At 72.4% G+C, this 22,644-nt stretch carries 15 protein-coding genes and 2 pseudogenes; 2 read left to right on the forward strand and 15 right to left on the reverse strand.

The window, feature by feature from the left end; all coding sequences use genetic code 11:
* Positions 1-16: 16 nt before the first annotated feature.
* The 8 genes from proS to ftsY all read right to left on the reverse strand — a co-directional run bounded on the left by proS (position 17) and on the right by ftsY (position 10,695).
* Positions 17-1,423: a proline--tRNA ligase gene (gene proS, locus O7608_RS26875; RefSeq protein ID WP_289207221.1), complete on the reverse strand. Its 1,407-nt coding sequence runs from the start codon at positions 1,421-1,423 to the stop codon at positions 17-19.
* A 105-nt stretch (positions 1,424-1,528) separates the two neighbouring features.
* A complete protein-coding gene (locus O7608_RS26880) occupies positions 1,529-2,614 on the reverse strand; it encodes an amidohydrolase family protein (protein WP_289211051.1) in 1,086 nt (361 codons plus the stop codon).
* Between the two features lie 14 nt (positions 2,615-2,628).
* Positions 2,629-4,188 carry a signal recognition particle protein gene (ffh, locus tag O7608_RS26885; RefSeq protein WP_289207222.1) on the reverse strand — a complete coding sequence of 520 codons (1,560 nt, stop codon included), beginning with the start codon at positions 4,186-4,188 and terminating at the stop codon, positions 2,629-2,631.
* A 228-nt stretch (positions 4,189-4,416) separates the two neighbouring features.
* Positions 4,417-6,672: a [protein-PII] uridylyltransferase gene (locus O7608_RS26890; protein ID WP_353850467.1), complete on the reverse strand. Its 2,256-nt coding sequence runs from the start codon at positions 6,670-6,672 to the stop codon at positions 4,417-4,419.
* Between the two features lie 19 nt (positions 6,673-6,691).
* Positions 6,692-7,030: a P-II family nitrogen regulator gene (locus tag O7608_RS26895; RefSeq protein ID WP_282226188.1), complete on the reverse strand. Its 339-nt coding sequence runs from the start codon at positions 7,028-7,030 to the stop codon at positions 6,692-6,694.
* Between the two features lie 24 nt (positions 7,031-7,054).
* A complete protein-coding gene (locus O7608_RS26900) occupies positions 7,055-8,308 on the reverse strand; it encodes an ammonium transporter (protein WP_289207224.1) in 1,254 nt (417 codons plus the stop codon).
* 338 nt (positions 8,309-8,646) lie between these two features.
* Positions 8,647-9,477 carry a phosphotransferase gene (locus O7608_RS26905; protein WP_289207225.1) on the reverse strand — a complete coding sequence of 277 codons (831 nt, stop codon included), beginning with the start codon at positions 9,475-9,477 and terminating at the stop codon, positions 8,647-8,649.
* A gap of 6 nt (positions 9,478-9,483) precedes the next feature.
* A complete protein-coding gene (ftsY, locus tag O7608_RS26910) occupies positions 9,484-10,695 on the reverse strand; it encodes a signal recognition particle-docking protein FtsY (RefSeq protein WP_289207226.1) in 1,212 nt (403 codons plus the stop codon).
* 376 nt (positions 10,696-11,071) lie between these two features.
* Here ftsY and O7608_RS26915 point away from each other — a divergent pair, with 376 nt between their 5' ends.
* Positions 11,072-12,817, forward strand: a complete 1,746-nt coding sequence (locus tag O7608_RS26915; RefSeq protein ID WP_289211052.1) for an alkaline phosphatase D family protein — start codon at positions 11,072-11,074, stop codon at positions 12,815-12,817.
* Between the two features lie 109 nt (positions 12,818-12,926).
* Here O7608_RS26915 and smc read toward each other — a convergent pair.
* Both smc and O7608_RS26925 read right to left on the reverse strand, forming a co-directional pair.
* A pseudogene (gene smc, locus O7608_RS26920) lies at positions 12,927-16,508 on the reverse strand (chromosome segregation protein SMC); the annotation flags it as partial.
* Positions 16,509-16,923: 415 nt separating this feature from the next.
* Positions 16,924-17,118, reverse strand: coding sequence for a hypothetical protein (locus O7608_RS26925; protein ID WP_282226184.1), 195 nt, complete (start codon positions 17,116-17,118; stop codon positions 16,924-16,926).
* A 475-nt stretch (positions 17,119-17,593) separates the two neighbouring features.
* On the opposite strand from O7608_RS26925, the gene O7608_RS26930 reads away from it, so the two are divergent.
* Positions 17,594-18,910: a CAP domain-containing protein gene (locus O7608_RS26930; RefSeq protein ID WP_289207227.1), complete on the forward strand. Its 1,317-nt coding sequence runs from the start codon at positions 17,594-17,596 to the stop codon at positions 18,908-18,910.
* Positions 18,911-18,972: 62 nt separating this feature from the next.
* Here the strand turns inward: O7608_RS26930 and mutM are convergent.
* The 5 genes and pseudogenes from mutM to O7608_RS26955 form a co-directional block, all read right to left on the reverse strand.
* A pseudogene (gene mutM, locus O7608_RS26935) lies at positions 18,973-19,827 on the reverse strand (bifunctional DNA-formamidopyrimidine glycosylase/DNA-(apurinic or apyrimidinic site) lyase); the annotation flags it as partial.
* Positions 19,820-20,665: a ribonuclease III gene (gene rnc / locus O7608_RS26940; protein WP_289207228.1), complete on the reverse strand. Its 846-nt coding sequence runs from the start codon at positions 20,663-20,665 to the stop codon at positions 19,820-19,822. The gene rnc and the pseudogene mutM, both read right to left, overlap by 8 nt.
* Positions 20,662-21,672 carry a phosphate acyltransferase PlsX gene (locus O7608_RS26945; protein ID WP_289211053.1) on the reverse strand — a complete coding sequence of 337 codons (1,011 nt, stop codon included), beginning with the start codon at positions 21,670-21,672 and terminating at the stop codon, positions 20,662-20,664. The genes rnc and O7608_RS26945 overlap by 4 nt, the downstream gene beginning before the upstream one ends.
* Positions 21,673-21,784: 112 nt before the next feature.
* Positions 21,785-21,958 carry a 50S ribosomal protein L32 gene (rpmF, locus tag O7608_RS26950; protein WP_289207229.1) on the reverse strand — a complete coding sequence of 58 codons (174 nt, stop codon included), beginning with the start codon at positions 21,956-21,958 and terminating at the stop codon, positions 21,785-21,787.
* A 5-nt stretch (positions 21,959-21,963) separates the two neighbouring features.
* The gene (locus tag O7608_RS26955; RefSeq protein ID WP_289207230.1) at positions 21,964-22,527 is read right to left on the reverse strand and encodes a YceD family protein; all 564 of its coding nucleotides are present in this window, start codon (positions 22,525-22,527) and stop codon (positions 21,964-21,966) included.
* Positions 22,528-22,644: the final 117 nt, after the last annotated feature.

Raw genomic sequence — 22,644 nt, forward strand, 5'->3', positions numbered from 1 at the left:
CCGCCGTCACCGGCGGTCAGTAGGAGCGCGCCAGCACCGCGGTGAGGTCCGGCTCGTCGTCGCTGTCCGGGACCGAGCCGTCCGGGCGCAGCAGGCACCGTACGGTGACGCCCTGACCGTTCGCCTCGGCCTCACCGGCCGGGCCGACCTTCGACCACGGCACCCGGGCCCAGCCGGTCGCCGCCGCGGCGATCCCGTCGGCGAGATCGTCGACCTCGACGGTGCGCGACTCCCGCAGCGCCAACGCCTGGTCGTGCAGGGCCTGCTGGTCGGCGTCGAGCGCCGCGCGGACCGCGCCGACCACGTCGGCGATCGGCACCGGGGTCTTCGACCCGTCGGTACGCCGGACCAGCACCGCGTTGCCGGCGGCCAGATCGCGGGGGCCCACTTCGATCCGTACCGGATAGCCCTTGAGCTCGGCGTCGACGGCCCGGCGGCCGAACGGGGTGTCGACCCGGTCGTCCAGGCCGACCCGCAGTCCGGCGTCGCGCAGGGCGTCACGCAGCGTGACCGCCGCCTCGGTGACCCCGTCGCCAGCCTTGACGACCATCACGTACGCCTGGACCGGCGCCAGCCGGGGCGGCACCCGCAGCCCGTTGTCGTCGCCGTGCACCATGATCAGCCCACCGAGCATCCGGGTGGAGACCCCCCAGGACGTGGTCCAGGCGTGCTCGACGGTGCGCTCGGCCGAGGTGTAGGTGATGTCGAAGGCGCGGGCGAAGTTCTGACCCAGCTCGTGCGAGGTGCCCAGTTGCAGCGCCTTGCCGTCGCCCATCATGCCTTCGAGGGTGTACGTGCTGGTGGCGCCGGCGAACCGCTCCCGGGCGGTCTTGCGCCCCACCAGCACCGGGATGCCGAGCACCTCGACCAGGAAGTTCTCGTACACCTCGTGCAGGATGCGCCGGGCGTAGGCGCGGGCGTCGGCGAAGTCGGCGTGCGCGGTGTGGCCCTCCTGCCAGAGGAACTCGCTGGTGCGCAGGAAAACCCGGGGGCGCAGCTCCCAGCGCACCACGTTGGCCCACTGGTTGAGCAGCAGCGGCAGGTCCCGGTACGAGTCGACCCACTTGGCCATGAACTCGCCGATGACGGTCTCGCTGGTCGGCCGGACCACCACCGGCTCGGCGAGCTGCTTGCCGCCGCCGTGGGTCACCACGGCCAGCTCCGGGGAGAAGCCTTCGACGTGCTCGGCCTCCCGGCGCAGGTAGCTCTCCGGGATGAACAGCGGGAAGTACGCGTTCTCCGCCCCGGCCGCCTTGATCCGGTTGTCCAACTCGGACTGCATCCGCTCCCAGATGGCGTAGCCGGCCGGCCGGATCACCATGGTGCCGCGCACCGGGCCGTTGTCGGCGAGCTGCGCCTTGGCGATCAGATCCTGGTACCAGCGGGGAAAATCCTCCGCACGAGGTGTGAGCACGCGGGCCATGACCGGACATCCTATGCGCCGCCGGTGACGGGTCAGCGCAGGACCCGGCCGACAGGTCAGCACAGCACCCGGCCGCGCAGGTCGGCGCACGGTCCGGCCGATGGGTCAGCGCAGCACCCGGCCGCGCAGGACGATCCGGTGCGGAGCGCGGACCACCCGCAGGTCGGTCCGGGGGTCGGCGGGGTAGGCGACGAGGTCGGCCAGCCCGCCTTCGACCAGGCCGGGGAAGCCGAGCCAGTCGCGGGCGGCCCAGCTGGCGGCGGCCAGCACCGCTTCGGCCGGCATCCCCGCCCGGGTGTGCAGGGCGAGCATCTCGTCGGCGGCCCGGCCGTGGTCGATGCCGCCGCCGGCGTCGGTGCCGACGAAGATCGGTACGCCGGCGTCGTACGCGGCGCGGACCACGTCGGGGAAGCCGTCGCGCAGGGCGAGCATGTGGTCGGCGTACCGGGGGAACTTCTCCCGGGCCCGGTCGGCGATGCCACCGAACGTGGCGATGTTGATCATGGTAGGGATCAGGGCGGTCCGCCGCCGCGCCATCTCGTCGATCAGGTCGAGGCTCAACCCGGTGCCGTGCTCCACCGAGTCGACCCCGGCCCGGACCAGGATCTCCACCGCCGCCTCGTCGAAGGTGTGCGCGGCCACCCGGGCACCGGCGCGATGGGCGGCGGCGATCGCCCCGGCCATCGCGTCGGCGCCCCAGGCCGGGGCGAGGTCGCCGGTGGAGCGTTCGATCCAGTCACCGACCAGCTTGACCCAGCCGTTGCCGGCGGCGGCCTGGGTGGTGACCGCGTCGGCCAGCTCCGCCGCCGCCACCTCGACGCCGATGTCGCGCAGATAGCGCCGGGGCGGCGCGACGTGCCGGCCGGCCCGGGCCAGCCGGGGCAGCTCCGGTTCGTCGTCGAGCTGCGGATACGGGTACGGCGATCCGGCGTCGCGGATGGCCAGCACACCGGCGTCCCGGTCGACGTACGCCAGTTGACGGGCCTCGTCGAGGGAGCCGATCGGCGCTCCGCCCCGGGCGATGCCGATGTGGCAGTGGGCGTCGACCAGTCCGGGCAGGATGAACCCGCCGTCGACCACGGTCGTCGCCCCGGGCACCGGGGTCAGCGTCACCCGGTCACCGACCAGCCACAGGTCCCGGGTGCGGTCCTCGGGCAGCACGACGCCGCGTACGTGCAGCGCGCCGGGCACGGTCACGGCGGTGCTCAGTCCTCGTCCTTACGCTTGTTCAGCTTGTTGAAGTCGATCTTGGGAAGGGTGAACCCGGGGGGCAGACCACCGCCGCCGCCGCCGAGCGCGTTCGGATCCAGCCCCGGCGGCAGCTGCGGCATCCCGCCCGGGAAGCCGGCCGGCAGCTGACCGCCGGCCCGCGGCCGGGCACCGCCGCGGCCGCCCTTGGTGCCCTTGCGCTTGTTCTTCGGCGACTTGGTCGCCTTGCGCCGACCGCCACCTGGCAGACCCATCATGCCGCCCATCTGCTTCATCATCTTCTGCGCCTCGGCGAAGCGGTTGAGCAGCTGGTTGACGTCCATCACGGTGACCCCGGAGCCGTTGGCGATCCGGGCCCGTCGGGAACCGTTGATGATCTTCGGGTTGGTCCGCTCCCCCGGCGTCATCGACCGGATGATCGCGGTGACCTTGTCGAAGTGCTTGTCGTCGACCTCGGCCAACTGGTCCTTCATCTGCCCCATTCCGGGCATCATCGCCAACACGTTGGCGATCGGCCCCATCCGACGCACCGCGATGAGCTGGTCGAGGAAGTCCTCCAGGGTGAACTGCTCGCCGCCCATCAGCTTGGCGGTCATCTTCTCCTTCTGATCGGCGTCGAAGGCCTGCTCGGCCTGCTCGATCAGAGTGAGCACGTCGCCCATGCCGAGGATCCGGCTCGCCATCCGGTCCGGGTGGAAGACGTCGAAGTCGCTGAGCTTCTCCCCGGTGGAGGCGAACAGGATCGGCTCGCCGGTCACCTGCCGTACCGACAACGCGGCACCACCACGGGCGTCGCCGTCGAGCTTGGACAGCACCACACCGGTGATCCCGACGCCGTCGCGGAACGCCTCGGCGGTGCGTACCGCGTCCTGCCCGACCATTGCGTCGATGACGAAGATGACCTCGTCGGGGTCGACCGCGTCGCGGATCGCCGCCGCCTGGGCCATCATCTCGGCGTCGATACCGAGCCGGCCGGCGGTGTCGACGATGACGATGTCGCGGGCGGTCCGGCGGGCGTGCTCCAGCGACGCCTTCGCCACCGCGACCGGGTCACCGACCCCGTTGCCCGGCTCGGGGGCGAAGACCTCGACCCCGGCCCGGCCGCCGAGCACCTGCAGCTGGCCGACCGCGTTGGGCCGCTGCAGGTCGGCGGCGACCAGCAGCGGCTGGTGGCCCTGGGCCTTGAGCCAACTGGACAGCTTGCCGGCGAGCGTGGTCTTGCCGGAGCCCTGCAGACCGGCCAGCATGATCACCGTCGGCGGCTGCTTGGCGAACCGCAACCGGCGCTGCTCGCCACCGAGGACCGCGACCAGCTCCTCGTGCACGATCTTGATGACCTGCTGGGCCGGGTTGAGCGCCTGGGACACCTCCGACCCGCGCGCCCGTTCCTTGATCCGGGTGATGAAGGACTTCACCACCGGCAGCGCGACGTCGGCCTCGAGCAGCGCCAGCCGGATCTCCCGCGCGGTGGCGTCGATGTCGGCGTCGGTGAGCCGCCCCTTGCCTCGGAGCTTGCCGAAGATCCCGGACAGCCGATCACTCAAAGTGTCAAACACGACGCAACATCCCGTACGTTGATCCGGCAGGTCAGGTTCACGGCGGCATCAGAGGGCTCGACACCGGCGACCACGCAAGCCTAACCGCCGTACGCACCGCCCGCTCCACCACTACGGGCAGCCCCCATGATCACGACGATCTTGCACTTATCGACGGACAATCCCGACAAAAGTTCGCGATGAGTGCAAGATCGCCGCGATCATGGGGAGGGTGGGGGTGGGCGGGGATCAGCGGGCGGCTGCGAGCACGGCGGCCGCCAACCGGTCCCGCTCGGCGTCGTCGGGCCAGCCACCCACCAGATAGAAGGTGTCCACCACGTCACCGCCGAGGGTGGAGATCCGCGCGGCCCGCACCTGGGCACCGGCCTCGTCCAGGGCGCTGGTCACCCGGTAGAGCAACCCGGCCGAGTCGGCCGCCCGCAGCTCCAGCACCACCGCGTCGGTGGCCGCCTCCCGGTGCCAGACCACCTTGGGGTCGGCGCCGGACCGGCGGGCCGCCATCGCCCGCCCACGCAGCCGCTGGGTGACCGACACGTCGCCGGTGACGGCCCGACGCAGGTCGGCGGCGAGCGCGATCCGCTCCGGCGGGCTGCCGTAGCGGGGCTGCACCCGGAACTCGACCAACGCCCGACCGTCGACGGTGGAGGCGTCGGCGGTCAGCACGTCGAGCCGGTGCAGCGACAGACAGCCGGCCACCGCGGCGAGCAGTCCGTGCCGGTCGGCGGCGGCCACCGCGACCCGGTCGTCGCCGTCGATGTGCACCGCCGGCAACGGGCCGGCGACCAGCGCCGGGTCCGGTTGCGGCGGCTCGGGCAGGACCCCGGTGTCCAGTGCGGTGTGCACCCGGCGGACCAGTTCGGCGATCAGCCGGCCCTTCCAGTCCGACCAGGCGGCCGGCCCGGTGGCCTGTGCGTCGGCCCGGGCCAGCCCGTGCAGCAGGCTCAGCGTCGTGGTGTCGCCCACCGCCTCGGCGACCTGCGCGATGGTCACCGGGTCGCTGAGGTCACGCCGGGTGGCCACCTCCGGCAGCAGCAGGTGCAACCGGACCAGCTTGTCGATCAGGTCGACCTCGGCCGGCGGCAGCCCGATCCGGGCGGCGATGCCGGCGGCGATCGGCGCGCCCACGGTGCTGTGGTCGCCGGGCAGACCCTTGCCGACGTCGTGCAGGAACGCGCCGAGCAGCAGCAGGTCCGGGCGGTCCACCTCCCGGGTGTACGCGGTCGCCTCCTGCGCCGCCTGCACCAGGTGCCGGTCCAGGGTGAACCGGTGCACCGGGTTGTGCTGCGGCAGGCTGCGCATCCGGGGCCACTCCGGCAGCCAGCCGTCGACCAGCCCGTACCGGTCGCAGGTTTCCCAGGTGGGCACGAGACCGGGACCGGCACCGAGCAGGGTGATCAGCGCGGCGCGGGCCGGTTCCGGCCACGGCGCCGGCAGCGGCGGGCAGTACGCCGCCAGCCACTCGCAGGTCGCCCGCGCGATCGGCAGCCGGCTGGTGGCGGCGGCCGCCGCGACCCGCAGCGACAGGCTGGGATCCGGGCGGGCGCCGATCGCGGTGCGGGCGAGGACCAGTTCGCCGTCGTGTTCGACGACGTCGCGGGCCACCGGACTGCGCACCGGCGGTCCGCCGCCCCGACGGCGGCCCGAGCGCAACCGCTCGGCGCTGCGCCAGGCGTCGTCGAGGGCGTGGGTGATGGTGCGGGCGTCGGAGGCGACCCGGCGCAGCAGGGTGTCCGGGTCGTCCAGGTCGAGCAACCCGGCGACGGTGGCACGTTCCTGGGCGACCAGCCGGTCCACCCGACGGCCGACGGCGACGTGCAGCGCGTCGCGGGTGTCCAGCAGCCGCAGGTGCGCGGCGCGGGCGGCCGGCCGCATGCTGTCGGCGATGCCGGCAAGGGCGATGCCGCGCAGGATGCCGACGTCACGCAGCCCGCCGGCGGCCTCCTTCAGGTCGCCTTCGAGGAGGAAGGCCAGCTCACCATGGGTGCGCCAACGGGACTCGGTGACCTCGCGCAGCGCCGGCAACTGCCGTACGGCGGTGCGCCGCCACTGGTCGGTCGCGGCGGCCTGCAGGTCGGCGGTGAGCTCCCGGTCGCCGGCGACGTGCCGGGCGTCGAGCAGGCCGAGCGCGACCTTGACGTCGTCGTGGGCGACGGACAACGCCTCCGGCAGGGTACGCACGGAGTGGTCCAGCCCGAGCCGGGCGTCCCAGATCGGGTACCAGATCCGGGCCGCGAGTTCGTCCATCCCGGCGACCCCGCGGTGCAGCAGCACCAGGTCGAGATCGCTGTACGGGGAGCACTGCAGTCGGCCGAGCCCGCCGACCGCCACCAGGGCGATCCCGGTCAGCCCGGCCGGCATCAGCGCGGTCAGCCAGACGTCGAGCGCCGCCGCCCGCTCCACGCGGGCGGCGGCGCCGATGCCGTTGGACAGCGACGGGCCGGGGCCGGCCGCTGCGCGGTGCCGGACCCCGACTCCGTCGGTCATCTGTCCTCCAGTCGCCGGATCAGAGCGCGTCGAGACCGCGCTCGCCGGTACGGACCCGGATGACGTCCTCGACGGCCGTCACCCAGACCTTGCCGTCGCCGATCTTCCCGGTACGGGCTGCCGTGACGACCGCGTCGACGACCTTCTCGACGTCGATCTCGTCGGTCAGCACCTCCACCCGGATCTTCGGCAGGAACTCGACGGTGTACTCGGCACCCCGGTACACCTCGGTGTGGCCCTTCTGCCGTCCGTACCCCTGGACCTCGCTCACGGTCAGCCCGGCCACGCCGAGGGCGTGCAGGGCCTCCTTGACCGCGTCGAGTTGGTACGGCTTGATGACCGCGGTCACCAGCTTCATGTCTAAGCCCTCCATCAGGGAACGTTAACCGGCGACCTTCTCGCTGACCGGAGCGGACTCGCCCGATGCGGCGGGCGCCTTCCCGATACCCGCGGCGGCGAAGCCGCCACCCGAGGTGCTACCGAACTCGTAGGCACTCTCCGCGTGCTCGGCGGTGTCGATCCCCTCGACCTCGGCCTCGGGCTTGAGCCGGAAGCCGATGGTCTTGTCGATCGCGAAGCCGAGGATGTAGGCGACGACGAACGAGTAGACCAGCACCGCGACCACACCGAGCGCCTGCAGGCCGAGCAGGTCGATGCCGCCGCCGTAGATGAGTCCGGCGTTGCCCTCACCCGCGAGGACCTCGACGGCCAGGAAGCCGATCAGCAGCGAGCCGATGATGCCACCGACCATGTGCACGGCGACGACGTCGAGCGAGTCGTCGTAGCCGAGCTTGTACTTCAGGCCGACCGCCAGGGCGCAGACGGCACCGGCGATGATGCCGAGGGCGATGGCCCCCAGCGGCTCCAGGAACGCACAGGCGGGGGTGATGGCGACCAGACCAGCGATGGCACCGGAGGCGGCACCGAGGGTGGTCGGCTTACCGTCGCGCAGCCACTCGACCACGATCCAGCCGAGGACGGCGGCGGCGGTGGCCACCTGGGTGTTGATGAAGGCGACCGTGGCGGTGCCGTTGGCGGCCAGGGCCGAGCCGGCGTTGAAGCCGAACCAGCCGAACCACAGCAGGCCGGCACCGAGCAGCACCATCGGCAGGTTGTGCGGCTTGAACTTGTCCTTCGGCCAGCCGACCCGCTTGCCGAGGACCAGTGCCAGGGCCAGCGCGGCCGCACCGGCGTTGATGTGCACCGCGGTGCCACCGGCGAAGTCGAGGACGCCGAGTTCGAAGATCCAGCCACCGCCCCAGACCCAGTGGGCGACCGGGAAGTAGACCAGGGTGGCCCAGAGGCCGGCGAAGAGCAGCCACGGGCCGAACCGGGCCCGGTCGGCGATCGCGCCGCTGATCAGGGCGACGGTGATGATGGCGAACATCATCTGGAAGACGACGAAGAGCAGGTCCGGGATGCCACCTTCGGTGCCGGACTCGAGCATGCCGCGCAGGCCGGCCATCGACAGGTCACCGGTGATGCCACCGACGTCGGTGCCGAAGGCGATGCTGTAGCCGTAGAAGACCCACAGCAGACTGACCAGGCCGATCGCGCCGAAGCTCATCATCATCATGTTGAGCACGGACTTGGACCGCGTCATGCCACCATAGAACAGCGCCAATCCGGGCGTCATGAGCAACACCAGGGCGGCGGAAGTCAAAATCCAGGCGGTGGCACCAGAATCTAGTTCCGGCACGCTGCCTCCTCTCAGTTGGAAACAAAACCGGCACCAAGAGGCAGCATCGCCCGCTCGCCGGTTGCGCGAAGCTTGCTGGGCTGCTGTTTCACTTACGGTGCCCGAGCCGTTTCCGGCACGTGACGGGTTGTTTCCAACATGTGAAGAAAGCTTCACTATCCGAAGATCAGGCGGGGGCATATCAGCCGAATAGCCACCGCCGCGTGTCCGGAAGGCGACACAGCCTTGCCACTGGCCACGTCGACGATGCCGAGCGGCCGACCGGCTCGGACCGGTCAGCGCAAGGCGTACTCGAGAATGTGCCGTTCGTAGTCCAACAGCCGAAGGTCGCGCATCGGGCGACGAAGGTGACCCTTGTGCACGATCCGGACGAACGCCGGATCTCCGGCCGCCGCCATCCGCCGAATCCCCTCGACGTGATCGACCACCCGTTTACGGATCGTCCGGATCAGCCGGTGCCGGTCGCGCGGAATCAGACCGTAGGCGTCGGCGAACAACCGCAGTCGACGGGGCCGGTCCGGGTGACGCCAGCCGAGGGTGTACGAGTCCCGGTCGGAGAAGAGCGGCACCCAGGTCCACGCCGCGTACGCCACGTCGTAGATCCGCGCACCCGGCGAGGCGAGGTCGAAGTCGATCAACGCGAGGGTGCCGTCCGGCCGCCAGATCACGTTGTGCGGCGCCGCGTCGTGGTGGCAGATCACCTCGGTGTCCGGCGGCGGCGGTCCGAACGAGCGCCACACGGCGCTGCGCGGCGGGTTGAAGCCGTACTGGGCGTCGTGGAACATCCGCAGCATCGTCGCGACGGTGACCAACGCCTCGTCGCTGACCCAGTGCGGGGCCAGCGGGTACTCCCCGCACTCCCCCTCGACGTACGACAGCACCTCACGGTTGCGTTCGTCCATCCCGAGCACCCGTGGCGAACCGGTGAACCCGACGTACTCCAGGTGCCGCAACAGGGCGTGCACCGACGGGGTCCACGGGCCGACGTTGCGTCGGACGGTGTCACCGACCCGCACCACGGTGCTGACGTTGCCGCCGCGCAGCGGGATCTCATGCTGGGTCACGTACGGTCGCCCGAGACGTGGCTCCTGATCGCGGTACGTCACCCGGGGCTACGCATCCGTTCCACGTGACTCGACACCCATCAGGGCGTCGACGAACTGCACCGGATCGAACGGGGCCAGGTCGTCGGGGCCTTCCCCGAGCCCGACCAGCTTCACCGGGATACCGAGCTTGCGCTGCACCGCGATGACGATGCCCCCCTTGGCCGTGCCGTCGAGCTTGGTCAGCACCACCCCGGTCACCTCGACCGCCTCGGTGAACACCCGCGCCTGTTCCAACCCATTCTGCCCAGTGGTGGCGTCGAGCACGAGCAGTGTCTCGTGCACCGGACCGTGTTTGCCGACCACCCGCTTCACCTTGCCGAGCTCGTCCATCAGCCCGATCTTGTTCTGCAGCCGGCCGGCGGTGTCGATCAGCACCGCGTCGACCTTGGTGTCGATGCCGCGCTTGACCGCGTCGAACGCCACACTGGCCGGATCGGCGCCCTCCGGCCCCCGGACCACCTCGGCACCGACCCGGGACGCCCAGGTCGTCAGCTGGTCGGCAGCGGCGGCCCGGAAGGTGTCGGCCGCACCCAGCAGCACACTGCGCCCGTCGGCCACCAGCACCCGGGCGATCTTGCCGCAGGTGGTGGTCTTGCCGGCACCGTTGACCCCCACGACCAGCACGACGCTCGGCTCGCCGGAGGTGTTCAGCGCCCGGTCCAGCTGCGGATCCAGGGCGGCGACCAGCTCCTCGGTGAGCAGCGCCCGCAGTTCGTCGGCGCTGCGGGTGCCCAGCACGCGGGTGCGTTCGCGCAGCCGGTCGACGATCTGGCGGGTCGCGTCGATGCCGACGTCGGCGGAGATCAGGCTCTCCTCGATCTCCTCCCAGACGTCCTCGTCGAGCCGGTCCCGGGAAAGCAGGCTCAGCAGACCCTTGCCGAGCAGTCCCTGCGACCGTGACAGCCGGGTCCGCAGCCGGACCAGTCGACCGGCGGTCGGCTCGGGCCGCTCCAGCACCGGCCCGGTCGGCGCGACCGGCTCGGCCGGAGCCTGGTCGGGCTCCACCGGCGGTGCCGGCGGACGCTGCTCGACGGCGACGCCGGCCGGTTGTTCGCCCTCGTCGACCGCTGGGGGCCGCTGCTGCGGCCGGACCTCGCCGGGGGTCGTCGGCGGCGCTGGTGGCAGCGGCGGCTGCCGGCGCAGGCGGGGCACCACCAGCCCCAGGCCGGCGAGCAGCAGCACGCCGAGCAGGATCGCGGCGAGGACGAGGTAATCCATGCCGAAATCCTGACAGATGGCTGTCGGCGCGTCCCGCCCACCGTACCCAATTGGGCCCCGACGCCCACGGTTTACAGTGTCGCCGGCAGATCGTACGGTCGTGGGCCTGGGTATGCGGGCCAGGTCGCGGGTACAAAGGGACCGATCACCCGGCTCGCGAAAGGTCGACCATGTTCCGACGTACCACCGGCGCGGCGTCCGGCACGCCGATGCCGACGCCGAGCCTGCGGCCCACGGCGATGGCGACCCGGCGGCCGCGACGGTGACCGGGACCGACGGCGACCCGGCGGCCGAAGCGGTGACCGGGACCGACGTCCCCGGCCCGGCTCAGGCCGACCGGCCGGTGCCTGACGACCACACCGCCGGGCCACCCCGCCTGCTGGTCGGCCCGCTGCTGCGGCGGGTGGTCGCCGACCGGGCGACGATCTGGGTGGAGACCAGCGCTGCGACCACCGTACGGGTGACGACGGACGGCCCGGCGGGTGGCGCAGCGGCCACGTTCAGCGCGTTCGGGCACCACTACGCGCTGGTCGTCGTCGACGGCCTGCCGCCCGGGGCCGGCACCCCCTACCAGGTCCTGTTGGACGACCGGCAGGTCTGGCCGGAGCCGGACCAGCGGTACCCGGCGAGCGTGATCCGGACCCGTCGCGCCGACGACGCCGACCAGCCGGTCCGGCTGCTCTTCGGCTCCTGCCGGGAAACGACCCAGCATTCCACCGCCCGCCGGCTGCCACCGGACGCGCTGGACGCCTACGCCCGCCGGTTGGCGGAGCTGGACCCGGCCGACGACGCCTGGCCGGACCTGCTGATGCTGCTCGGCGACCAGGTGTACGCCGACGAGACCTCGCCGGTGATCCGACGGTTCCTGCGCCGCCGTCGCCGGCACCGGGGGCTGCCGCCCGGTGCCCCCGACGACCAGGTGGTGAGCTTCCCCGAGTACACCCGGTTGTATCTGGAGTCGTGGCGGGATCCGGAGATCCGCTGGCTGCTGTCGACCGTACCGAGTGTGATGATCTTCGACGACCACGAGGTGATCGACGACTGGAACACCTCGGCCGCGTGGCGGGCCGAGACGCGCGGACAGGCCTGGTGGTCCGAACGGATCAGCAGCGGTCTCGCCTCCTACTGGGTGTACCAGCATCTCGGCAACCTGAGCCCGGACGAGATCGCCGCCGATCCGGTCTACCGGGCGGTCACCGGCACCGAGGACGCCACCGAGGTGCTGCGGGAGTTCGGAGCCCGGGTGGACGCCGAGGCCGACGTGGCACACGACCAGCGCCAGTGGTCCCAGGTGCAGTACCAGTGGAGCTACGCGCTGGATCTCGGCCGGACCCGGGTGGTCGTGCTGGACAACCGGTGCAGCCGGGTGCTGCGGCCCGGGGCCCGTGCCATGCTGCCGGCCGGTGAGTGGGCGTGGTTCACCGACCAGGTGCACGGCGACTACGACCACCTGGTTGTCGGCTCGTCCCTGCCGTGGCTGATGCCGCACGGCATCCACCACCTCGAAGCCTGGAACGAGAAGCTCGCCGACTCACCGCGCCGCGCGGTGGCCACCGTCGCCGAGTGGCTGCGCCAAGGCGTGGATCTGGAGCACTGGGCCGCCTTCCGGCGCTCCTTCGACGCCCTCGGCCAACTGTTCGCCCGGGTCGGCGCGGGGCAACGCCGGACCGCCGACGCAGGTGCCGGCGCCGGTGCAGGTGCCACGCCGACCCGGGTGGGTGCCGGGCCGGCGTACCCGCCACCGGCGTCGATCAGCGTGCTCTCCGGAGACGTGCACCACTCGTACGTGGCCCGCGCGGCGCTGCCCGGCGAGGTGCACACCCCGGTGCACCAGCTGACCTGTTCGCCGATCCACAACCAGGTGCCGGCGGCGATGCGTCCGCTGATGCGGCTGGGCTGGTGGCGCGGTCCGGCGGCGGCGGTACGCGCGTTGGCGCGCGCCGCCGGGCTGCCCGCGCCGTCGCTGCGGTGGCGCAAGCTCGACGGGCCGTACTTCGGTAACGCGGTGAGCAGCCTGGTGCACGACGGTCCCACCGCCGAGGTGCTCCTGGAGGGCACCGGCAAGGACGGTCAGCTGCGGACGGTGGCACGCCGGCGGCTCACTGATCCGCCGCCGCACTGACCTGCGCCTGGGCGCTGTCGTCCTCGACCGGCGCGCCGGGCCGCGCCGCCGGGCCAGGCCGCGCCGCCGGTTCGGGCTGCGCCGCCGGGCCGGCCTGCGTCGGGGCGGGCCGGGACTCGTCGGCGGACTTCAGCCGCTGGCTGATCACCTGGGTCACCCCGCTGCGCATGGTGACGCCGTACAGCGCGTCCGCCACCTCCATGGTGCGCTTCTGGTGGGTGATGATGATCAGCTGGCTGCGGTCGCGCAGCTGTGCCATCAGGGTGATCAACCGGCCGAGGTTGACGTCGTCCAGGGCCGCTTCGACCTCGTCCATGATGTAGAACGGGCTCGGCCGGGCCCGGAAGATGGCCACCAGCATCGCGACCGCGGTCAGCGAGCGTTCCCCGCCGGACAACAGCGACAGCCGCTTGATCTTCTTTCCAGGTGGCCGCGCCTCCACCTCCACCCCGGTGGTCAGCAGGTCGTCGGGGTCGGTGAGCACCAGCCGGCCCTCCCCGCCGGGGAACAGCACCGTGAACACCTGCTCGAACTCGCGGGCGGTGTCGGCGTACGCGCTGGCGAAGACCTCCAGGATCCGGGCGTCCACGTCCGAGACCACGGTGAGCAGGTCCTTGCGGGTCGCCTTCAGATCCTCCAGCTGGTCGGACAGGAACTTGTAGCGCTCCTCCAGGGCGGCGAACTCCTCCAACGCCAGCGGGTTGACCTTGCCGAGCAGGGCCAACTCCCGCTCCGCCTTGGCCGAGCGCTTCTCCTGGGTGGCCCGGTCGAACGGCACCGGTGTGGGCTCCGGTTTGCCATCGGTGGCGGCCGCCGCCACCTGGGCCTGCGTCGGCGGCACCGGCTGGTGCGGACCGTACTCGGCCAGCAGCGTCTCCACGTCCAGGGAGAAGTCCTCGGCCGCCTTGGCTTCCAGCTGCTCGATCCGCAGCCGCTGCTCCGCGCGGGCCACCTCGTCGCGGTGCACCGCGCTGGTCAGCCGCTCCAGTTCCGCGCCGAGGCGTTTGGCCGCACCGCGTACCTCCTGCAGCTCGGCCTCCCGCGCCGCCCGCGCGCCGGCGATCTCGTCGCGGGTGCGGGCCGCCTCGACCAGCGAGTCGGCCAGCCGGCCGAGCGCGAACCGGGCCCCGGCGGTGACCGCCCGGGCGATCTGCGCGCCCCGGGCGCGGGCGGCCCGGCGTGCGGCGGCGCGTTCCCGCGCGGCCCGTTCGGCCGCCGCCTGCCGCAGCAGCGAGTCGGCCCGGCCGGCGATCGACGAGACCCGCTCCTCGGCGGTACGGACGGCGAGCCGCACCTCCATCTCGTTCTGCCGGGCCCCGGGCAGCATCGCGGCGAGTTCGTCACGCTCCGCCGTCGACGGGTCCTCGTCGATCGGGGTCGCCTCGGCCAGCTCCAGCCGCTCCTCCAGCTCGGCCAGAGCGGTCAGGTCCCGTTCCCGGGCCTCGGCGGCCTTGTCCCGCGACGCGGCCAGGCGCTGCGCCTCGGCGTGCGCCGACCGGGCGGCGGCACCGAGTTCGGCCAGCCGGCGGGCGGCGGCGTTGCGTTGGCCTTCGGCCTGCCGGCGGGCGGCAGCGGCCTCGGCGACCTGTTCCTTGCACTCCGCCGCGCGCTGACGGGCCTCGGCCAGCTGCGCGCTGAGCTCGGTGGCGGCCGCCTCCACGGTCAGCCGGTTGGTGCGGGCCTCCTCGACCGCCGCCTGCACCTCGATGAAGCTGGGTGCCTTGGCGGAGCCACCGGCGGCGCTGTACGCCCCGACGATGTCGCCGTCGGGGGTGACCGCCCGCAGCTGCGGATGGTCGGCGGCGGCCCGGGTGGCGGCGGCAAGGTCGGCGACGAGAATCACGTCACGCAGCGCCCGGTGCAGGGCCGGCCGCAGCTGCTCCGGGCAGTTGATCACGTCGGGAGCCCAGGTCGCGCCGGCAGGCAGCGCCGGCCGCAGCGCATCGGCGGAGCCGATCATGCCGGGCCCGGCCGCGCCGGCCACCAGCAGGGCGGCCCGTCCCGAGTCCTGGATCTTCAGCAGCCGCATCGCCTCGGCGGCCTCGTCGACGCCGGTGACCGCGACCGCGTCGGCCAGTAGGCCGAGCGCCGCCGCCAGCGCTGCCTCGTGGCCGGGGGCGACCGTCAACATGCTGGCCAGACTGCCCAGCAGACCGGGCACCTGGTCGGCGCGGGCCAGCAGCTCACCGGCGCCGTCGGCCCGGCGCAGCCCCATCGCCAGGGCGTCCTCGCGGGCCTTCCAGGTGGCGGATTCCTTCTCGGCCCGCCGCTCGGCGTCGGAGAGTTCGCGGACCGCAGCGGCGGCGGCGTCGTGCGCGGCGACCGCCTCGGCGTGCCGGGCGTCGAGGTCGGCGTTGTCCCGGTCGGCCTCGGTGGACGACTCGGTGGCGAGGTCCAGCTCCTGCTGGGCGTGGTCGGCGCGCAGCTGGGCGTCGGCGTGCGCGGCGGTGAGGCGGGCGATCTCCTCGGCGGAGCTGGAGGTACGGGCCCGTGCGGAGTTGACCTGGCCGGTCAGCCGGGCCAGGCCCTCCCGCCGGTCGGCGATCGCCTTGGCCGCCGCGACCAGGGCCCGTTCGGCCTGCGCCAGCTGGGCTTCGAGCTGCTGACGACCCTCCACCGCCTCGGCGAGCCGGATCTGGTCCTCGGTGAGCGCGGCCCGCAGCTCCTCCTCCTGCTCGCGGATCCGTTGCGCCTCGGCGGTGAGCTGGTCCGGGTCCCGGCCGGGTCGTTCGTCGTCCGGCTGCACCGACAGGTGGCGCAGCCGCTCACCGGCCAGCTGCTCGGTGGAGCGGAACCGTTCCTGCAGGGCGGCGAGCTTGTACCAGGTGTCCTGGGCCGCGGCGAGCAGCGGCGCGTCCTCGGCGAGCGCGGCCTCCAACTCGGCGAGCCGGCCCTGCACCTCGGCATGCTCGGTCTCCACCTCGGTACGCCGCTGCCGAAGCGCCGTCTCGTCGGCGATCTCCTTGTCCAGGGTGGTCCGCAAAGTGGTGAGGTCGTCGGCGAGCAGCCGCAGCCGGGCGTCGCGCAGGTCGGCCTGGATGCCGGCGGCCCGCCGGGCCACCTCGGCCTGGCGGCCCAGCGGTTTGAGCTGGCGGCGCAGCTCGGCGGTCAGGTCGGTCAGCCGGTCCAGGTTGGTCTGCATCGCGGTGAGCTTGCGCAGCGCCTTTTCCTTGCGCTTGCGATGCTTGAGTACGCCGGCCGCCTCCTCGATGAAGGCCCGCCGGTCCTCAGGTTTGGCGTGCAGTACCGCGTCGAGCTGCCCTTGGCCGACGATGACGTGCATCTCGCGGCCGATTCCCGAGTCGGACAGCAGCTCCTGGATGTCGAGCAGCCGGCAGGAGTTGCCGTTGATCTCGTACTCGCTCTCGCCGGAGCGGAACATCCGGCGGGTGATCGACACCTCGGTGTACTCGATCGGCAACGCGCCGTCGGTGTTGTCGATGGTCAGGGTCACCTCGGCCCGGCCCAATGGTGCCCGACCGGCGGTGCCGGCGAAGATGACGTCCTCCATCTTGCCGCCGCGCAGCGCCTTGGCACCCTGCTCGCCGAGGACCCAGGCGATGGCGTCGACGACGTTGGACTTGCCGGAACCGTTGGGACCGACCACGCAGGTGATCCCGGGCTCCAGCTTCAGGGTGGTGGTGGAGGCGAAGGACTTGAAGCCCTTCACCGTCAGGCTCTTGAGATGCACGGTCCGATTCCTCGTCCGACGGGTCGCCGGGCGGCCGTCAGTCCTGGTCAGTCGGCCGTCAGTCCTGGTCAGTACCGCACAGGCTAACCTGTCGCCGCTCCTGCCAGCGGATACGTAGGGTGTCGGCGAGCCGGGGCCGATGGGCCGGCCCGGAGCGGGAGGCGTCCCGGAGCGGGAATCGGCCCGGGGCGGGAGGCGGCCCGGGGCGGGAGGCGGCCCGGGGCGGGAGGCGGCCCGGGGCGGGAGGCGGCCCGGGGCGGGAGGCGGCCCGGGGCGGGAGGCGGCCCGGGGCGGGAGGCGGCCCGGGACAAAAAGCTGCGCGCCGCCACTGATGTGTCGGCGCGCGGTGTGGTGCCTTCGATCGTCGGTCCGGGCACTGGCGGTGGGCGCCGGCCGTCACCGGCGCCCGTCGGGATCAGGTGAGTGCGGGCTCAGCAAGCCGCAGCAGGTCGTCGGATTCGGCGACCGCCGCAGCGAGCCGGTCGTTCTCGGCCCGCAGCCGGGTGATCTCGAACTCCAGTGCCTGTACCCTGGCACGCAATCGGGTGACCTCGTCGAGCAGGCGCCGGTCGGGTGCCGCACCAACGTGGCCGTAGAGGGCCTTCGCCATTTCGTCTCCTTGTAATGCGCTGCCGGAAAGGCCGGCCAACGCGCGCCCGTGAATCCTCGCGACTGTCAACCCTCGGGCATGCGAGGGCGCGACTGGGCGCGACTGGCGACACCCCTATGTTCCGCCGAAGTCATCGCTTCGTCAAGTTCCACCAGACGAGGATCACCACATCATCTACCGAATCTATCGCCCAAAAGGTACGAAGGGCGGCAGTTCTGCGACACAGGTCACACCGGCATCACCGTCCGTACGGGCAGCTCCAGGTGACGACCTGCCCGCCTTATCTCTTCCTTAGCGGGATCGCCGGTTTCCCTTAGCACCGTTGCCGATCGTCCCTATCGGTCCGTAGCGTCTCATCCCGGCCCATGCGCCCCGGGCGACTCCGGCCCGCGCCGCCGATCACCCTCACCACGCGGAGGAACGTACGTTGTACCGGCGCAACGACCCGGTCGATGGCTACCGACCGGACGGGCCCGTGCCGCCCGCCGCAGACTTCCCCGGGCACCCTGACCCCGCCTGGGACGACGACCGGCTCGGGCAGGCCTCCTGGCGCGACCACCTCGACCCTGGCTGGCAGCCTGGGCCCGATCATCGCCACGACGACCACGGCCAGGCCGGACACCAACTGGACGGGTACGACCAGGGCGGGTACGACCAGGGCGGGTACGACCAGGGCGGGTACGACCAGGCCGGGTACGACCAGGCCGGGTACGACAGCTACGGCCCGACAGGATACGGCCACGACGGGTACGCCCCGCTGCCCACAGCCAGCTACGAAGTGGACGCCACTGGCGGTTACGGGCGCGACCAACCCGGCGAGTACGACCACACCGGCCACGACCAGGACCACACCGGAGCCCACGACGCCACCGGATGGCTCGACGGCACCGACGGGCACCACGACGGCAGGGCCGACGACGACACCGTCGTGCACCGGGCGAGTCGGCGCCGGGGACGGCGTACCGATGATGTCGACGACGCAGACGGACCGGGCAGCGGCCGACGGCGGCGGGGTGTCCCCGGACCGGTCGCCCTGGCCGCCCTCGTCGCGGTCCTGCTGGTCGCGATCGGCGGCGGTGCGGCGCTGCTGCGCAGCGGGTTCAGCGACGGCAGCGGCACCGGGACCGACCAGGGCGGAGTCGCTGCCTCGGGCGGCACCTCCGTCACCGATCCGCCGCTGGACACCACCGGCGCCACGGCCGAACCGCAGATCGGCGACCCGCAAGCCCGGGCCGAACTCGGCCCGGCCCCGACCCCCAGCGCACAGCCCTCCTCCGCCGCACCGCCGCCGCCGCCCGACCCCGATCCGGTACGCACCACGGAGCCGGCCGCGCCCGCGCCGACCCGAACCACCCCGGCCGCACCGGCCCGGACCAGCGCGGCACCACCGTCGTCGGCAACCGGCGGCGGCAACCTGGAGCAGCAGGTCCTGACGATCGTCAACCAGGAACGCGGGGCGAACGGCTGCGGACCGGTCACCATCAACACCCGGCTGTCCGAAGCGTCCCGGTTGCACAGCGAGGACCAGGCGGCCACCGACAACATGTCCCACGAGGGCAGCGACGGCAGCTCACCGTGGGAACGCGCCGAGCGCGCCGGCTACGACAACGCGATCGGCGAGAACGTCGCGGCCGGCTACCCGACGGCGGCAGCGGTGATGGACGGCTGGATGAACAGTGCCGGACACCGGGCCAACATCCTCAACTGCGACGCTGTCGCGATGGGGGTGGGTACCGCGAGATCGGCGGACGGCACCCTCTACTGGACTCAGATGTTCGGCTCGGTGGCCTGACCCGCCGCAGACCTCGATCGGGCCTGACCCGCCACTGTCGCGGACCTCGACCCGGCCTGACCGGCGGCTGCCGCCGACCTCGGCCGGGGCTGGCAACGCGGGCAGCTGAACGACGAACGGTTCATGAACGCCTCGCGGCGGATCAGTGCACCGCAACGCCGACACGGCCGGTCCTGCTGCCCGTAGACGTTCAGCGCCCGGTCGAAGTAGCCGCTACGCCCGTTGACGTCGACGTACAGGGCGTCGAAACTCGTCCCGCCCTGGACGATCGCCTCGGTCAGCACGTCGCGTACGTGACCCAGCAGCCGGGTGACCGTCGCCGGTGGCAGCCGATCGGTCGGTCGGGTGCCGTGCAGCCCGGTCCGCCACAACGCCTCGTCGGCGTAGATGTTGCCGATCCCGGAGATCAACGACTGGTCCAGCAACGCCCGTTTGATCTGGGTCCGACGTTGACGCAGGGCCGCGACGAAGGCGGCGTCGGAAAAGTCCGGATCGAGCGGGTCGCGGGCGATGTGCGCGATCTCCGCCGGCAGCTCGGCACCACCGGGCGACACGGCCAACCCACCGAACGTACGTTGGTCCACGAAGCGCAGCTGCGGGTCACCGTCGGCGAACTCGAACCGGACCCGCAGATGCACCTCGTCGGGTGCCGATGCCGGCTGCAGCAGCAGCTGCCCGGACATGCCGAGATGGCCCACCACCGCGTCGCCTGAGTCCAGCGGCAGCCACAGGTACTTGCCGCGGCGGCGGACATCGAGAATCTGGCAGCCGACCAGGGTGGCGGCGAAATGCGCCGGTCCGGGCAGATGCCGGCGTACCGCCCGGGGGTGCCGGACGTCGACGGCGGCGAACCGGCGCCCGACGATCCAGCCGGCGAGCCCCTGGCGGACCGTCTCGACCTCGGGCAGTTCAGGCATCGCGCGCCTCACCGGGCTCGATGGATCCGCCCGGCTCGATGGATCCGCCCGGCTCAGCGGACTCACCCGGCTGACCCGGCCCGCCGGGTTCGACTGCCGTGACCGGCTCGACCGGTAGCGCCTCGACCATCTGCGCGGACAGGGTCCGCCAGGCGGCTTCGGCGGCCCGCTGCTCGGCCTCCTTCTTGCTGCGGCCCTCGGCTCCGCCGTACCGCTGCGCAGCGACGATCACCCAGGCGGTGAAGGTCTTGGCGTGGTCCGGCCCCGCGTCGTCGATGCGGTACTCGGGCACGCCCAGGCCCAGCGTCGCGGTCAGCTCCTGCAAACTGGTCTTCCAGTCCAGGGCGGCACCCCGGCGGGCCGACTCGGCCATCAACGGATCGAACAGCCGATGGATCACGATCGACGCCGTGTCCAGGCCGTACTGCAGGTAGATCGCCCCGAGCAGCGCCTCCAGCGTGTCGGCCAGGATGCTCGCCTTGTCCCGCCCGCCGGTGCTCTCCTCCCCCTTGCCCAGCAGCAGGTACGGGCCGAGGCCGTGCGGGCCGAGCGAGCGGGCGACCTCGGCCAGGGCACGCATGTTGACCACGCTGGCCCGCAGCTTGGCGAGCTGACCTTCGGGCAGGTCCGGGTGGTTGTGGAACAACGCCGAGGTGATCACCACGCCGAGTACGGAGTCGCCGAGGAACTCCAACCGCTCGTTGGTCGGCAGACCGCCGTTCTCGTAGGCGTACGAACGGTGGGTCAACGCGCGTTCCAGCAGGTCGACATCGAACGCGACACCGAACGCGGCCTCCAGGTGGGCCACCGGCGGGCGCGCGGACTGATCGTTGCTCATGGTGACACCTCGTATTGGTCGGCGAGCGTCCGGGCGATGTCGTCGAGGCTTCGGGCGACCGACGCGGTGACCTGCGCCCGGTGCAGGTCGGCGGCGAGCACGATCCCGGAGGCGAGGTCCGCCCCGGTTGCCGCCCCGTGGCAGATCACCACGGTGCCGGCCACGCCGAGCAGCGTCGCGGCCCGTGGGGCCAGGCGACCCGGCTCCGGCCCACCGGCCATCGCGTACGCGCCCTCGATGCCTTTGAGCAGTACGTTGCCGGTGAACCCATCGGTCACCACGACGTCGGCGACGTGACCGAGGGTGACGTCGTGGCCCTCGACCAACCCGACGTAGCGGCCGTCGACGGCCATCGGAGACGTCCGCAGGTGGCTGTCCGCACCACGTCGTACCCGGTCGCCCTTGCCCGGCTCGGCCCCGATCGACAGCAGGCCGACCCGGGGGCGGGCCACGTCGAGGCGGGCCGCCGCGTAGGCCGCGCCGAACAGCGCGTGCTGGGTGAGGGTGGCGGGCCGGGCCTCGACGCTGGCGCCCACGTCGAGCAGCACCACCGGACCGGCGACGGCGGGTACGACGGCGACCAGCGCGGGTCGGCGTACCGTGGGCCAGCGGCCCAGGCCGAGCGCGGCGGCGGTGACGATCTCGCCGCTGGAGCCGGCGGAGACCATCGCGTCGGCGGTGCCGTCCGCGACGGCGGCGACGCTGGCGGCGATGGTGCTGCCGGGGCGGGCGCCGGGGCGCACCGGATGCGTCGGCGCGGCATCCGGTCGCCCGGTGCCATCGTGACCCGACCTGCCGGCAGCGCCGACCGGACGTACGGTGATCCGGTGCCGCTGCCCGGTGGGCAGTGCGGCACGCACCTCGTCGGCTACGTCCGGTGGACCGACGAGCAGCAGGTGAAGATCGGGATCAGCGCGGCAGGCACGCAGAGCGCCGTCAACCACGACGGCGGGTGAACCATCCCCGCCGAGGAGGTCGACGGCGATCCGCGAGGTGCCCGGGTCCACGGCGGTGCCGGCCGGGCCGGGTTGGCCGGCCCGTTCCCGGGCCGGCGCACCAGGCGTTCGCCAGTGGGGCCGCGCCGCCCGGTCGGAGACCGGCGGCGTCACGGCGACCGGATCAGACCTCGATGACCTGGCGGCCGTTGTAGGTGCCGCAGACGGTGCAGGCGGTGTGCGGCAGCTTCGCGGACTTGCACTGCGGGCAGTCCACGGTCACCACTGCCGAGGTCTTCCACTGGGACCGACGGGAGCGGGTGTTGCTGCGGGACATCCGGCGCTTGGGAACGGCCACGGTTCTTACTCCTCTTGGCGGGTCAGTTGCGACAGGCCGGCCCATCTCGGGTCGACCTCCTGGTGGCTGTGGTCGTCCGGCAGCTCGTCCCAGTGCACTCCGCATTCGGAGCACAGCCCGGGACAGTCGAGCCGGCAGAGCGGGTTGGTCGGCAGCGCCAGCACCACCGCGTCCCGCAGCGCCGGCTCCAGGTCGATCAGATCGCCCTGCAACCGGCCCACCTCGTCGATGTCGGTCGTCTCGTCCGTGGTGCTGTTCTCGTACGCGTACAGCTCCTGGATGGTGACGGTCAGCGCCTCGTCGATCGCGCGCAGGCACCGCCCACACTCGCCGGCGACCGGTCCACTGACCGTACCGGAGACGAGGACCCCTTCGGATACCGACTCGAGCCGCAGGTCGAGGCTCAGGTCGGCGCCCTCGGGGACGCCGTTCATCTCCAGACCGAGGTCCGCCGGCGCGGGCACCACCCGGCTCACGGTACGCAACGCGCCAGGCCGGCGCGGCAGTTCCCGGGTATCGAGAACGAGCGGCGACCTGGGGTTGAGTTGGTTCGACGAGTGATTGCGCATAGTCAGACTCCGGCCTGGTAGAGGCCGACAAAGTAGGTTACCCGAGCGGCGGTGGCAACGTCGAATCGGGCCGCCGCTCCGTCGCTGCCGGGCCAGGCCCGCCACCTGGCGGGTACG

It is taken from the genome of Solwaraspora sp. WMMA2056 (assembly GCF_030345095.1).
Taxonomy (GTDB): domain Bacteria; phylum Actinomycetota; class Actinomycetes; order Mycobacteriales; family Micromonosporaceae; genus Micromonospora_E.

Excerpts from the sequence above, each read along its gene's own strand:
- proS (WP_289207221.1), bottom strand. The coding sequence starts at position 1,423 with ATGGCCCGCGTGCTCACACCTCGTGCGGAGGATTTTCCCCGCTGGTAC.
- O7608_RS26890 (WP_353850467.1), bottom strand. The coding sequence starts at position 6,672 with ATGACCGACGGAGTCGGGGTCCGGCACCGCGCAGCGGCCGGCCCCGGC.
- O7608_RS26895 (WP_282226188.1), bottom strand. The coding sequence starts at position 7,030 with ATGAAGCTGGTGACCGCGGTCATCAAGCCGTACCAACTCGACGCGGTC.
- O7608_RS26900 (WP_289207224.1), bottom strand. The coding sequence starts at position 8,308 with ATGACGCCCGGATTGGCGCTGTTCTATGGTGGCATGACGCGGTCCAAG.
- ftsY (WP_289207226.1), bottom strand. The coding sequence starts at position 10,695 with ATGGATTACCTCGTCCTCGCCGCGATCCTGCTCGGCGTGCTGCTGCTC.
- O7608_RS26925 (WP_282226184.1), bottom strand. The coding sequence starts at position 17,118 with ATGGCGAAGGCCCTCTACGGCCACGTTGGTGCGGCACCCGACCGGCGC.
- rnc (WP_289207228.1), bottom strand. The coding sequence starts at position 20,665 with ATGAGCAACGATCAGTCCGCGCGCCCGCCGGTGGCCCACCTGGAGGCC.
- O7608_RS26955 (WP_289207230.1), bottom strand. The coding sequence starts at position 22,527 with ATGCGCAATCACTCGTCGAACCAACTCAACCCCAGGTCGCCGCTCGTT.